Origin of the sequence: Bacteroides sp. 14(A) (assembly GCF_000526555.1) — a bacterium.
Lineage (GTDB): Bacteria > Bacteroidota > Bacteroidia > Bacteroidales > Bacteroidaceae > Bacteroides > Bacteroides cellulosilyticus.
Genome location: NZ_JAGH01000005.1, coordinates 852,399 through 866,715, shown reverse-complemented (window position 1 = coordinate 866,715; position 14,317 = coordinate 852,399). Strand labels below are relative to the sequence as shown.

At 39.8% G+C, this 14,317-nt stretch carries 10 protein-coding genes; 8 read left to right on the top strand and 2 right to left on the bottom strand.

The features are described 5' to 3' along the window. The first annotated feature begins 54 nt into the window (after positions 1 to 54). The 7 genes from K429_RS0126500 (at position 55) to K429_RS0126470 (ending at position 7,231) form a co-directional block, all read left to right on the top strand. The gene (locus K429_RS0126500; protein ID WP_007214246.1) at positions 55 to 1,038 is read left to right on the top strand and encodes a VWA domain-containing protein; all 984 of its coding nucleotides are present in this window, start codon (positions 55 to 57) and stop codon (positions 1,036 to 1,038) included. A gap of 42 nt (positions 1,039 to 1,080) precedes the next feature. Beyond that, on the top strand, positions 1,081 to 2,127 hold the full coding sequence (locus K429_RS0126495; protein WP_007214245.1) for a VWA domain-containing protein: 1,047 nt from the start codon (positions 1,081 to 1,083) through the stop codon (positions 2,125 to 2,127). Beyond that, entirely contained in the window at positions 2,111 to 2,827 is a 717-nt protein-coding gene (locus K429_RS0126490; RefSeq protein WP_029328722.1) for a tetratricopeptide repeat protein, read from the top strand. The genes K429_RS0126495 and K429_RS0126490 overlap by 17 nt, the downstream gene beginning before the upstream one ends. A 22-nt stretch (positions 2,828 to 2,849) precedes the next feature. After that, complete coding sequence (locus tag K429_RS0126485; protein WP_029328721.1) at positions 2,850 to 4,694, top strand: BatD family protein; 1,845 nt, start codon at positions 2,850 to 2,852, stop codon at positions 4,692 to 4,694. A 12-nt stretch (positions 4,695 to 4,706) separates the two neighbouring features. After that, positions 4,707 to 5,546: a tetratricopeptide repeat protein gene (locus tag K429_RS0126480; RefSeq protein WP_029328720.1), complete on the top strand. Its 840-nt coding sequence runs from the start codon at positions 4,707 to 4,709 to the stop codon at positions 5,544 to 5,546. A 198-nt stretch (positions 5,547 to 5,744) separates the two neighbouring features. Further along, positions 5,745 to 6,017 carry a hypothetical protein gene (locus tag K429_RS0126475; protein WP_007218563.1) on the top strand — a complete coding sequence of 91 codons (273 nt, stop codon included), beginning with the start codon at positions 5,745 to 5,747 and terminating at the stop codon, positions 6,015 to 6,017. 83 nt (positions 6,018 to 6,100) lie between these two features. Beyond that, entirely contained in the window at positions 6,101 to 7,231 is a 1,131-nt protein-coding gene (locus tag K429_RS0126470) for a universal stress protein (protein ID WP_029328719.1), read from the top strand. A gap of 298 nt (positions 7,232 to 7,529) precedes the next feature. On the opposite strand, the gene K429_RS0126460 is transcribed toward K429_RS0126470, so the two are convergent. Together K429_RS0126460 and gyrA are read right to left on the bottom strand one after the other, a co-directional pair. Then, the gene (locus tag K429_RS0126460) at positions 7,530 to 8,789 is read right to left on the bottom strand and encodes a tetratricopeptide repeat protein (protein ID WP_007214239.1); all 1,260 of its coding nucleotides are present in this window, start codon (positions 8,787 to 8,789) and stop codon (positions 7,530 to 7,532) included. Then, a complete protein-coding gene (gyrA, locus tag K429_RS0126455; protein ID WP_007218561.1) occupies positions 8,773 to 11,340 on the bottom strand; it encodes a DNA gyrase subunit A in 2,568 nt (855 codons plus the stop codon). The genes K429_RS0126460 and gyrA overlap by 17 nt, the downstream gene beginning before the upstream one ends. 333 nt (positions 11,341 to 11,673) lie before the next feature. Here gyrA and K429_RS0126450 point away from each other — a divergent pair, with 333 nt between their 5' ends. After that, a complete protein-coding gene (locus K429_RS0126450) occupies positions 11,674 to 14,196 on the top strand; it encodes an ATP-dependent Clp protease ATP-binding subunit (protein ID WP_007218560.1) in 2,523 nt (840 codons plus the stop codon). Positions 14,197 to 14,317: the final 121 nt, after the last annotated feature.

Here is a 14,317-nt window from a genome sequence, read left to right as displayed (position 1 = left end):
AAAATTTAAGGGTAACTCCAATCTTAAATAGTAAATTGTTAAATAGTAAATACAATGGTTTTTGCCAATATTGAATATTTGTTTTTGCTGCTGTTGCTTATACCTTATATAGTATGGTATATCATGAAGCGGAGGAATAATGAAGCTACACTTCAGATTTCGGATGCTCGTGTATATGCTCATACGCCGAAGAGTTATAAGAACTATTTGTTGCATGTGCCTTTTATGTTACGGATTATTGCCTTGGCATTGATTATCGTAGTGTTGGCGCGTCCTCAAACTACTAATAGCTGGCAAAACAGTGAAATTGAAGGTATAGATATTATGATGGCCATCGACGTATCTACCAGTATGCTGGCAGAGGATTTGAAACCGAATCGTCTGGAAGCTGCTAAAGATGTGGCTGCGGAGTTTATCAATGGTCGGCCCAATGATAATATCGGTATAACTTTATTTGCCGGTGAAAGTTTTACGCAATGTCCGTTGACGGTGGATCACGCAGTGCTTCTGAATCTGTTTCAAGGCATTAAGTGTGGTATTATTGAAGACGGAACAGCAGTCGGTATGGGTATTGCTAATGCTGTTACCCGCTTGAAAGACAGTAAAGCGAAGTCTAAAGTAATCATTCTGTTGACGGATGGTACAAATAATAAAGGAGATATATCTCCGCTGACTGCGGCAGAAATAGCTAAGAGTTTTGGTATCCGGGTTTATACAATTGGTGTAGGTACAAACGGAATGGCTCCGTATCCTTATCCGGTGGGTAACACTGTGCAGTATGTCAATATGCCGGTGGAGATTGATGAAAAGACACTGACGCAAATTGCGGCTACCACAGAAGGTAATTATTTCCGTGCCACCAGTAATTCTAAGCTGAAAGAGGTATATGAGGAGATCGATAAGTTGGAGAAAACCAAGTTGAATGTGAAGGAATACAGCAAGCGCCAGGAAGAATACCGTTGGTTTGCTTTGGCGGCATTCTTGTGCGTGTTACTTGAAGTATTGCTTCGTAATTCTATCTTGAAGAAGATACCTTAAAACAATGCATTAATTGTAAATTACTAAATTGTACATAGAAAGATGTTTCGATTTGAAGAACCTACATATTTATACCTGTTGCTTCTGTTGCCTTTCTTGGCGGCTTTCTACCTGTACTCCAATTATCGGAGACGGAAAGCGATCCGCAAGTTTGGCGATCCGGTGCTAATGGCACAGTTGATGCCGGATGTATCTAAATATCGTCCGGATGTAAAGTTTTGGCTGGTGTTTGCTGCAATCGGACTGTTTGCTGTATTGCTGGCACGTCCGCAGTTTGGCTCTAAGTTGGAGACTGTGAAACGTCAGGGAGTAGAGGTAATGATTGCGTTGGATATTTCTAACTCTATGTTGGCACAAGATGTACAACCCAGTCGTCTGGAGAAAGCCAAGAGACTGGTAGCACAATTGGTTGACAAAATGGAGAATGATAAGGTAGGTATGATTGTGTTTGCCGGTGATGCCTTTACACAGTTGCCTATTACAAGCGATTATATTTCTGCCAAGATGTTTTTGGAATCTATTAATCCGTCGTTGATATCCAAGCAGGGTACGGCTATCGGTGCAGCTATTAATCTGGCTACCCGCAGTTTTACACCCCAGGAAGGAGTAGGGCGTGCCGTCATCGTTATTACTGACGGTGAAAACCATGAAGGCGGAGCTGTGGAAGCTGCCAAGGCTGCTGCAGAAAAAGGTATTCAAGTCAGTGTTCTGGGTGTGGGTATGCCTGATGGTGCACCTATCCCCGTAGAAGGAACCAATGACTTCCGCCGTGACCGTGATGGAAACGTGGTTGTAACCCGCTTGAATGAGCAGATGTGTCAGGAAATAGCTCAGGCAGGAGATGGGATTTATGTGCGTGTAGACAATTCAAATGCTGCACAAAAGGTGATTGCTCAGGAGATTAATAAAATGGCGAAAGCGGATGTGGAAACACAGGTTTATACAGAGTTCAACGAACAATTCCAGGCTGTTGCATGGATTATATTGTTACTGTTGTTGGCTGAAATGCTGATTTTGGAACGTAAAAACCCGTTATTCCGTAATATCCATCTGTTTAAAAAGGAAGAAAGGTATGATGATGAGAAATAGAACTATCGGAATTATCTTGCTGCTACTGACGACTATTTCAGTTTCTGCACAGAAAGCGGAACGCGACTATATTCGTAAGGGAAACCGTGCTTATAAAGATAGTACGTATGTAAATGCTGAAGTGAATTATCGGAAAGCTATTGATGTGAATCCGAAGTCAGCGATATCCATGTATAATCTGGGTAATACGCTTATGCAACAGAATAAGTTGCAGGAGGCTATGGAGCAGTTTGTTGCTGCCACTAAAATGGAGAAAGATAAGGGTAATCTTGCTCAAATCTATCATAATATGGGAGTAATATTCCACTCCGGTAAGGATTATGCCAAAGCTGTGGAAGCATACAAAGAGTCACTACGTAATAATCCGAAAGATAACGAGACGCGTTATAACTTGGCTTTGGCTCAGAAAATGCTGAAAGATCAGGAACAGAATCAGCAGAATCAAGACCAGAACCAAGATCAGAATCAGGACAAAAAGGAGCAGGAAAAAGAACAAGATAAAGACAAACAAGACCAAAATCAACAAGATCAGCAGAACCAGGATCAACAGCAGCAACCTCCTCAGCCACAAGAAAATCAGATGTCAAAGGAAAATGCTGAACAGCTTTTGAAGTCGGTGATGCAGGATGAGAAAGATGTACAGGATAAGGTGAAGAAACAGCAAGTTATCCAGGGTGGTCGTTTGGAAAAGGATTGGTAAATAATAAAAGATACGATAATATATGAGAAAATTAATTTTCTTATGGATAGCACTGGTAGTAGTCAGTCTGCAAGCTTTGGCTAATGACAAGGTGTCATTTACCGCGTCAGCTCCTGATGCTGTAGCGGTGGGTGACCAGTTCAGACTGGCATATACAGTGACTACACAGAAGGTGAGGGATTTCCGTGCTCCTTCTATTAAGGGATTTGACGTACTGATGGGACCCAGTCGCTCTCAGCAAAGTAGTATGCAAATAGTTAATGGGGTATCGACCTCAACCAGCAGTATTACTTTCACTTATATACTGATGGCTACTGCTGAGGGTAGTTTCACAATTCCGGGAGCTACAATTACAGCCGATGGTAATCAGATGGTTTCTAATTCTGTGCAAATCAAGGTTCTGCCAGCAGATCAGGCCGGAGCAGCTTCTTCAGGCGGAGGTAATAGTAGCCAGCAGGGCAATACCAGTCGTGCTTCTTCAGGAACTTCTGTTTCCAATCAGGATCTCTTTATTTTGCCTACTATTAGTAAGGCCAATGTGTATGAACAAGAAGCATTCTTGCTGACTTATAAAATTTACACTCTGGTTGACCTTCGTGGTTTTGACAATGTGAAACTTCCTGATTTTAAGGGATTTCATTCACAAGAAGTAGAACTTCCGGGTGATAGAAAATGGAGCTTGGAACATTATAAGGGACGGAATTATCAAACTACCGTTTACCGGCAATTTGTGCTGTTTCCGCAGCAGTCTGGTAATTTGACTATTGATCCGGCACGTTTTGATGCTTCTATTGCTAAAGCTACTCAAGTATCTGATCCATTTGAAGCTTTCTTTAATGGTGGCAGCAACTACATTGAAGTCAAAAAGACATTGATGACACCGAAACTAACTGTAGATGTAAAACCTTTACCAGGCGATAAACCTGCTGATTTTTCCGGTGGAGTGGGAGAGTTTAGCATTTCTTCTTCCATTAATAGTACTAATGTAAAGACAAACGATGCTGTAACTATTAAACTTGTCATTTCCGGTACAGGCAATTTGAAGTTAATAGGTGATCCTGAGGTGAAATTCCCGGATGACTTCGAGGTATATGACCCTAAAGTTGATAATAAATTCAGGCTGACAAGTACAGGGCTTTCGGGTAGTAAGGTTATTGAATATCTGGCTATTCCACGCAATGCCGGAACATTTAAAATACCAGCGGTGAAATTCAGCTATTTTGATATCAAATCCCGTACTTATAAGATATTGACTACCGAAGAGTATGAATTGCATGTAGAGAAAGGTGAAGGAAATGCAGCGCAAACTATTGCTAACTTTACGAATAAAGAGGATTTGAAAGTCTTGAATGAGGATATTCGCTTCATCAAGCAAAATGATGTGACGCTTTCTCAAAAGGGAGACTTTTTCTTTGACTCTATGTTATATTGGTTGCTCTATTTAGTACCTGGCGTTGCATTTATCATTTTCTTTATCATTTACCGTAAGCAGATAGCTGCTAATGCTAATGTTGCGAAAATGCGTACGAAAAAGGCAAATAAGGTTGCTGTTAAACGTATGAAGTTAGCTGGTAAGTTGTTGGCTGAGAATAAAAAAGATGTTTTCTATGACGAAGTCTTGAAGGCTCTTTGGGGATATATAAGCGATAAATTGAATATTCCGGTTTCTCGCCTTTCAAAAGATAATATTGAAGAGGAACTTCGTAAATATGGAGTGGAGGATGCTTTGATTAAAGAATTCCTGGCTGCATTGAATGATTGTGAGTTTGCCCGTTTTGCTCCTGGCGATGATAATCAGGCTATGGATAAAGTCTATTCGGCTTCATTAGCAGTAATAAGTAAAATGGAGAATTCGATTAAACATTAATTAGGAGGTTATATGATGAAAAAAATACTGTTTTTTACTTTTGTTGGCCTATTAATGGCATTGACCTCTTCTGGACAGACTGTATCGGATACATTACAACAAGCGAATGATTCGGTAACAATAGGTTCACACACTGAATTCTCGGCTGCTGCGCAAGAGAATAGTGTGACAAAAGCAGAAGGAGATAGCGCATATGTGAAGAATGATTATGCCTCTGCTATTCAGATATATGAAGCTCTGCTGAAAGAAGGAGAAGCGGCCGAGGTATACTATAACTTAGGAAATAGCTACTATAAGGCTGGTGATATAGCAAAAGCCATTTTAAATTATGAGCGTGCACTTTTAATACAGCCAGGCAATGCTGATATTCGGGCTAATTTAGAGATTGCTCGTGCAAAAACGATTGATAAAGTGATCCCTGTACCCGAGGTTTTCTTTGTATCTTGGACGAAATCATTGATTAATTGTTTGAGTGTGGATGCTTGGGCAAAGGTAGGCGTCGTTTGTTTCTTTTTGTTGCTTGCATCTCTTTATTTCTTCTTCTTTTCCAAGCAAATCGTGTGGAAGAAAATAGGATTTATTGCAGGGATAGTATTTCTGGTGTTAGTTTTATTAGCGAATGTCTTTGCTTTTCAACAAAAAAATGAGCTATTGAATCGTAACAATGCTATCGTACTAACTCCGAGTGTAACAGTACGTAGTACTCCGAGTGAAAGTGGCACCAGTTTGTTCATATTGCATGAGGGACGGAAGGTTGAAATTAAAGATAACTCCATGCGTGAATGGAAAGAAATCCGCTTAGAGGATGGTAAAGTAGGATGGGTACCTGCGTCATCTGTTGAAGTTATCTGACAGATATAATTCTTTCATAATAAGATAGTTAATAATAGAAAGAAGCCTGTTGAAAGGGAAAATACAAATTTCCTTTTGACAGGTTTCTTTATTTTTGTAAAAAAGACACCGAAATAGTTTGTTTTATCTTTTTTTTTCCTTAAGTTTATAGCGTGATAAGTGAAACTCACAGAGTTATTAACCATTAAATTTATAAATATGAGAACAATAACATTTAATGAACTTCGCAGAATTAAAGATTCATTACCTACTGGTAGTATGCATAGAATAGCCGATGAGCTCGGATTGAACGTCGATACAGTTAGAAATTTTTTTGGCGGTCACAATTTTAAAGAGGGTAAGAGTGTTGGGATACATTTAGAGCCTGGTCCGGATGGTGGTTTGGTTATGTTGGATGATACTACCGTCCTTGATAGAGCTCTAAAAATTCTAGATGAAATGAATGCCAGTGCTGAGCCTGTTCGAGCTTAAGAAAAGAAAGTTATAAATGAATCCCAATTGATAGACAAACAATTGGGATTTCTTATTTGTTTATAAAGTAAAAACAGTTGATTATGGAAGACAAGTTAGTAACCTTAGCTATTCTGACTTATGCAAAAGCTCAGATATTGAAGAATGTGCTTGAAAATGAAGGCATTGAAACCTATATTCATAATGTAAATCAAATACAACCTGTAGTGTCTTCAGGTGTGCGCTTACGTATAAAAGAAAGCGATCTACCGCGTGCATTGAAGATAACTGAGAGCTCTGCTTGGCTTTCTGAAGAGGTAGTGGGAGGGAAGTCACCCAAAGTAGAAAAGGAGAGTAATAAGGTCTTAATTCCTGTAGACTTTTCTAATTATTCAATGAAGGCATGTGAGTTTGGTTTTAATTTCGCTCAGAATATGGGAGCGGAAGTTGTGTTGCTTCATGTTTATTTTACACCAATCTATACCACGTCATTACCTTATGGAGACGTTTTTAATTATCAGCTAACAGACGATGAAAATGTAAAAAACATATTACAAAAAGTTCATGCAGATTTAAATACTTTATCTGACAAGGTAAAAGCAAAAGTAGCTTCAGGAGAGTTCCCGAATGTAAAATATAGTTGTGTATTGCGTGAAGGTATTCCAGAAGAGGAAATTCTTCGTTATTCGAAGGAATATCGGCCACGTATTGTGATTATGGGGACTCGTGGTAAAAATCAGAAAGATATAGATTTAATTGGTAGTGTAACTGCTGAGGTAATTGAGCGAAGCCGCGTACCAGTTTTAGCCATTCCGGAGAATACTCCGTTTAAACAGCTGGCAGAAGCTAAACGTATTGCATTTATCACCAATTTTGATCAACGGGATTTAATCGCATTTGATTCTTTGATTGTTGCTTTAAAGCCATTTCATTTCTCTGTATCTTTGATTCATCTGTCAGATGTTAAGGACACTTGGAATGAAATTAAATTAGGTGGTATTAAGGAATATTTTCAAAAACAGTATCCGGACCTGGAAATTCATTATGATGTTGTGATGAATGATGATTTCCTGAACAGCTTAGATAATTACATAAAAACTAATCATATTGATATAATTACGTTGACTACTTATAAACGCAATATATTCTCTCGCTTATTTAATCCTGGTATTGCTCGGAAGATGATTTTTCATTCCGATACACCGCTGTTAGTTATTTATGGACGCCCAAGCTAAAATAAATAGCGCAAGCATTTCAAATTAATAATAACGATTATGTTTAATATATGGCACTAATATTCTTCTTGCATAATTAAAGCCAACTTCTTAGGTCTACCCATATCTTTTGGCGGTCCTGCCCCTGTGTGTACGGAGTGGCGTGTAGCCTTTATTTTATTGCGGGTTAAACGTCCCCAGTCCTCAAGTGCGGTGCGGCTTATACGGTATGTGTACTTAATCATATAAAATAAACCCTAAAAGTTTTTTGTCTAACTTTTAGGGTTCACTTCAAAAAGCAGTTTTTTAAGTTTATACTTTACATCAGCTTTTCAATTTCTTCAAATTCTGGTCCCATATCTAAATTATAATATACTCTGTAAAGACCATTCAACCATAAATCCTTTTGGTCAGGTTTTAATTCTCTTGCTTTTTCATAGCAAGGTTTTGCATTTTCATAGAAAGCTTTCAAAGTAATCTGATCTTCTTTATATTTAGGATCATTAACGTCAGTAGTAGCTTTTTCTGAGAAGTCTTGAGCTTGGAGACAGTAGATCAGTCCTAAATTGGAATAAGCTTCTGCATAAGTAGGATCTACTTCAATTGTCTTTTTGTAGTATTCAATAGCCTTATCATAATCCTTCATATTGTGGTAAAGATATCCTTTTACGTACAGATAGAATGTATTATTGGGGTCTTTAGCTAACATTTCATCAGCGAATTGCATGGCTTCATCGTATTTATTGTTATTGCTATAATAATCAATTAAATGACCGAAGAAGAATGAATGCTGAGGGTATTTTTGCAAACCTTCTTTTAATGAAGCAATCCACTTAACAGTATCGCCTTGTGCTTTTAAAGCTGTAGAGATGAACTCCATAGCATACTGACCTACTTCTTTGTCGTTCTGTGCATAAGGAGCATATTTCAGAACACTGGGATAATCCTCCATCTTTGCTGCTGCCAAGCTTGCATAATAAGCAATCTGAGCTAAGAGTGTATCTGTCTGCAAGAAGTTTTCCTTTTCAAACATCGGATTCTGAGCAATTTCAATATAAGTTCCAAAGAAATCTAATGCTTCTTTGTTCTTCTCTAAGTTATAATATTGAATACCGCCATTGATCAAGTTTGGGCGTTCTGCTACAATAGCAGCAGCATTGGGTTTTCTGTACTTGTTCTTGATTTTTCCCTTTTCATTTGGAACCTGTGCGAGTTCATCGCACTTAAGGTAGTATTTGCACATATTCAATGCGCTATTATATACCTTAAGAGTATCATAAGGTTTTCTTAAATAGGCATTTTCCATCTGTTTTTCATTAATCCTTTTCTGAATAAAACCTGCTACATCCCAAGTATCGGCATTATCCTTTGTTTCAGGATTAGTCAAGGCTTGATTGATGAGCTGCTCGGCCTTATTAAAGTCCGGATTCACTTCATTTGCAATGCTTTTAGCTTCTTTCACAGTCTTTTCTTGAGCGAAAGTGAAGCCTGCAGCGAGCAATAAAATCACTGAAAATAATACTCTTTTCATGATAGTTGTAAAATTAAAATTAATATTATGTCTATTCTTCATCTTCATTATTGACTTTATTATCAGAGTTATAGTCTTCCTCCTCTCCTTCTACCTCATTTATAGTGGGAATTGGAGAATTTTCATCATCAACAGGAATTTCATCTTCCATACTTTCTGATGTAACCTTACATACTGAACCGATCTCATCATTTCTCTTTTCAAGATTGATCAGACGAACACCTTGGGTAGCACGACCCATAATACGGACATCAGCAACTTTCAGACGAATGGTGATACCAGATTTATTGATAATCATCAAGTCATTATCATCTGTTACAGACTTAATTGTTACCAATTTACCTGTTTTATCGGTGATATTCATCGTCTTAACACCCTTACCGCCACGATTAGTCTTACGGTAGTCTTCGATATCAGAACGTTTGCCATAGCCTTGTTCAGAAACTACCATAATGGTTTCTGCTTCAGGATCTTTGATGCAAATCATTCCAACAACTTCATCTTGCCCGTCTTCGTCAAGCGTCATACCACGCACACCAGTTGCAGTACGTCCCATAACGCGTACAGCACTTTCGTGGAAGCGAATGGCACGTCCATTACGATTGGCAATGATAATTTCGTTGTCACCGTTAGTCATACGTACTTCGATAACGCGGTCGTCCTCACGGATAGTAATGGCGTTTACACCATTCTGGCGAGGGCGGGAATACTGTTCAAGTAATGTCTTCTTGATAACACCATTCTTGGTACAGAATAAGACATAATGGCTGTTGATGAAGTCTGTGTCAGAAAGGTTCTTCACACGCAGATATGCATTTACAGCATCGTCTGAATCAATATTCAGCAAGTTTTGGATGGCACGTCCCTTGGAATTCTTGGTACCTTCAGGGATTTCATATACTTTGAGCCAATAGCACTTACCCTTTTGAGTAAAGAACATCATGGTATTGTGCATGGTTGCCGGATATATGTGTTCAATGAAGTCTGCATCGCGGGTATCTGTACCCTTGGAGCCTACTCCACCACGGTTTTGAGCACGGAACTCACTCAACGGAGTACGTTTAATATAGCCCATATGAGAAATGGTGATAATCATTTCGTCATCTGCATAGAAATCTTCCGGATTGAATTCTTCGGATGAGTAAACAATCTCAGAACGACGTTCATCTCCGTATTTTGCTTTTACTTCAATTAATTCATCAGTAATAACTTTGCGGCAAAGTTCGTCATTCGAAAGAATTTCTTCGTAATAAGCAATCATCTTCATTACTTCTTCATATTCAGCATGAAGCTGATCCTGCATTAGACCAGTCAACTGGCGCAAACGCATTTCTACGATGGCACGAGACTGAATTTCTGTTAATTGGAAGCGTTCTATCAAGCCGGCAATAGCATCATTAGGTGTCTTTGCAGCACGGATGATACGGATTACTTCATCGATATTATCTGATGCAATGATTAAGCCTTCCAATATATGAGCGCGTTCTTTAGCCTTACGCAAGTCATATTGAGTACGACGAATAACCACCTCATGGCGATGTTCTACGAAGTACTTAATCATGTCTTTCAGATTCAGCAAACGAGGACGCCCGTGTACCAATGCTACGTTGTTCACACTAAAAGAAGTCTGTAACAGCGTCATTTTATAGAGTTTATTCAAAACTACGCTGGCGTTGGCATCACGTTTGATATCAATCACAATACGCATACCTTCACGGTCAGACTCATCATTGGCATTGGAGATACCCTCTATCTTCTTATCATTGGCTAAATCAGCAATATTCTTGATCAGTTCCGCCTTATTGACACCATACGGGATTTCCGTGATGACAATTTTGTCATGTGTAGAACTGGTTTCTATTTCTGCTCTTGCACGCATGATAACGCGACCGCGACCGGTAAGATATGCCTCGCGTACGCCACTCATACCATATATATATCCTCCTGTTGGGAAATCGGGAGCTTTCACATAGTTCATCAACTCCTCTATCTCGATATCGTTGTTCTCGATGTATGCGATGCAAGCATCAATAACCTCTGAAAGGTTGTGGGTAGGCATATTGGTTGCCATACCTACAGCAATACCAGATGCACCGTTTACCAAAAGGTTTGGAATACGGGTAGGCATAACGGTAGGCTCCTGCAAAGAATCGTCGAAGTTGCTCTGCATATCAACGGTTTCTTTGTCGAGGTCTTGCATCATATCTTCACCAATCTTGCGCAAGCGACACTCGGTGTAACGCATAGCTGCTGCGCTATCGCCGTCTACCGAACCATAGTTACCCTGGCCATCTACCACCATGTAACGCATTGCCCAAGGCTGTGCCATACGAACTAATGCACCGTAAACGGAAGAGTCACCATGCGGGTGATACTTACCCAATACTTCACCTACAACTCTGGCTGATTTTTTATAAGGTTTATCAGACGTATTTCCCAGTCCCATCATTCCGAAGAGAATTCTACGGTGGACAGGCTTAAAACCATCTCTAACATCCGGAAGGGCACGCGAAACGATGACCGACATGGAGTAGTCAATGTACGATGACTTCATTTCCTCCTCGATGTTAATCTTTATAATTCTGTCTTGTTCAAGCATTTAAAAAGATTATTAATTATACATACTTTGGTTCATGAAAAACCACGCTAAAGTACTGCTTTTTTACGATATACAAAAGTTTTCGCCCATAAACTTTATTTCAGAACCATTCTCTCACCTACTTTGTTCTTATAATATATAAATAAGGTATTAATAAGGAGCTTTTTCCCAAGAATGAAAGCACTTTAGTATGATACTGGTGAACGGATATTAAACTGTGGCACGGGTTTTGTATATAAATAATAAATAAAACGATGAAATACGTACTGGAAATTATAAATGCGTATCTTTGTATTAAGTAACACCTTAGAATAAGGAAGGAGAATATTAAGTATGAATAATCAGTTTTCACAAAGAGTTTCTGACATTATCACTTACAGCAAGGAGGAAGCTAACCGGCTGAAGAATAGATATATCGGTCCGGAGCATCTTCTACTCGGCATGTTGCGAGACGGCGGAGGGAAAGCTATAGAAATATTGCAGAAACTGGATATAGACCTAAACAGGGTTAAGAAACGGCTGGAAGGTTTTTTAAAAGAGATTGAAGATGATAACTTGTTGCCCGATGCAGACATTCCATTGTCTCCGATGGCAGCTAAGATATTGAAAATGTGTATACTCGAGGCTCGTCTGCTGAAGAGTGCCACTGCTGATACTGAACATGTATTGCTGGCTATCTTGAAAGACGGTAATAATTTGGCCGCTACGGTATTGGAAGAAAATAATATAGACTATAAGTCAGTGTTCGAACAGCTTTCTATGAAAGCCAGCCCTAACGCAGGTATGGGATTTACGGAGGATGATGACGAGGAAGAAGATGAAATGAATATGTCTTCACGCTCTTCTCAAAGTGGTAGTTCACAGTCTTCTACGCAAACTGCGTCTAAGAAACCATCCAATGATACTCCGGTATTGGATAACTTTGGTATGGATATGACCCGGGCTGCGGAAGAAGGTAGACTGGATCCTGTGGTAGGTCGTGAACGTGAAATCGAGCGGTTGGCTCAGATATTGAGCCGTCGTAAGAAGAATAACCCGGTATTGATAGGTGAACCTGGTGTAGGTAAATCAGCTATTGTAGAGGGATTAGCATTACGTATTGTCCAGAAGAAAGTATCCCGTATTCTGTTTGATAAACGTGTGGTAATGCTTGATATGGCTTCTGTAGTAGCCGGAACCAAGTATCGCGGACAGTTTGAGGAACGTATTCGTTCTATCATTAATGAGTTGCAGAAGAATCCGAATGTAATTCTGTTTATTGACGAGATTCACACGATTGTGGGTGCCGGAGCAGCTGCCGGTTCTATGGATGCTGCCAATATGTTGAAACCTGCATTGGCACGTGGTGAAATACAATGTATAGGTGCCACTACCCTTGATGAATACCGGAAGAATATAGAAAAAGACGGTGCTTTGGAACGCCGTTTCCAGAAAGTGATTGTTGAACCGACCACTGCTGAGGAAACGCTCCAGATATTGAAGAATATTAAAGAGAAGTACGAAGACCATCATAATGTGACTTATACGGATGAAGCGCTGGAAGCATGTGTCAAGTTGACAGACCGCTACATTACTGACCGTAATTTCCCGGATAAGGCTATTGATGCTCTGGACGAAGCCGGTTCGCGCGTCCATCTGACAAACATTACTGTTCCGAAAGAGATTGAAGAACAGGAGAAACTGATTGAAGAAGCCCGTCAACAAAAGGCGGATGCGGTGAAATCGCAGAATTTCGAACTTGCTGCCAGTTTCCGTGATCATGAGAAAGAGTTTTCTGCTCGTCTGGAAGAGATGAAGGCTGAATGGGAAGCTCGCTTAAAAGATGATCGCCAGATAGTTGGTGAGGAGGAAATTGCGAATGTGGTTTCTATGATGTCCGGTGTGCCTGTACAGCGTATGGCGCAGGCTGAAGGTATCAAGTTGGCGGGTATGAAAGAAGAGTTGCAAGCTAAAGTTATAGCTCAGGACCCGGCTATTGAAAAGGTGACGAAAGCAATTCTGCGTAGTCGTGTAGGATTGAAAGATCCTAACCGTCCTATCGGAACATTCTTGTTCCTGGGGCCTACGGGTGTGGGTAAAACTCACTTGGCGAAACAGTTGGCGAAATATATGTTTGGCTCTGCCGATGCGCTGATACGTGTGGATATGAGTGAATATATGGAGAAGTTTACCGTTTCTCGTCTTGTTGGTGCACCTCCGGGATACGTAGGATACGAAGAAGGCGGACAGTTGACAGAGAAAGTGCGCCGTAAACCTTACTCTATCGTATTGTTGGACGAGATTGAGAAAGCTCACCCGGATGTATTCAACATCTTGTTACAACTGATGGATGAAGGTCGTCTGACTGACAGTTATGGCAGAACTGTAGACTTCAAGAATACAGTGGTTATCATGACTTCAAACATTGGTACACGTCAATTGAAAGACTTCGGTCGTGGTGTAGGTTTTGCCGCCCAGAATCGTACGGATGATAAAGAATATTCACGTGGCGTGATACAAAAGGCTTTGAATAAGTCGTTTGCCCCTGAGTTTCTGAACCGTGTCGACGAGATTATTACTTTCGACCAGCTTTCGCTGGATGCTATCGAAAAGATTATCGATATCGAGTTGAAAGGCTTGTATGAGCGCGTGGAATCTCTTGGATATAAGCTTGTTATTGATGCTAAAGCTAAGACGTTCATGGCATCTAAAGGATATGATGTGCAGTTTGGTGCCCGCCCGTTGAAGCGTGCCATCCAGACTTATCTGGAAGATGGACTTTCGGAATTGATTATTTCTTCCGAATTGCAGACGGGCGATACGATTTCTGTCTCTTTGAACGAAGAAAAAGGAGAACTGGACATCAAGAAAGCATAAAAATGAAGTCTTCTTAGAAGATGATAAACAGTCAAAATGTCAGTCCTTATGGGCTGGCATTTTTTTTGCATTACACTTGCCAAACGATTAAATATATAAACCTAAAAATATAAATCATAAA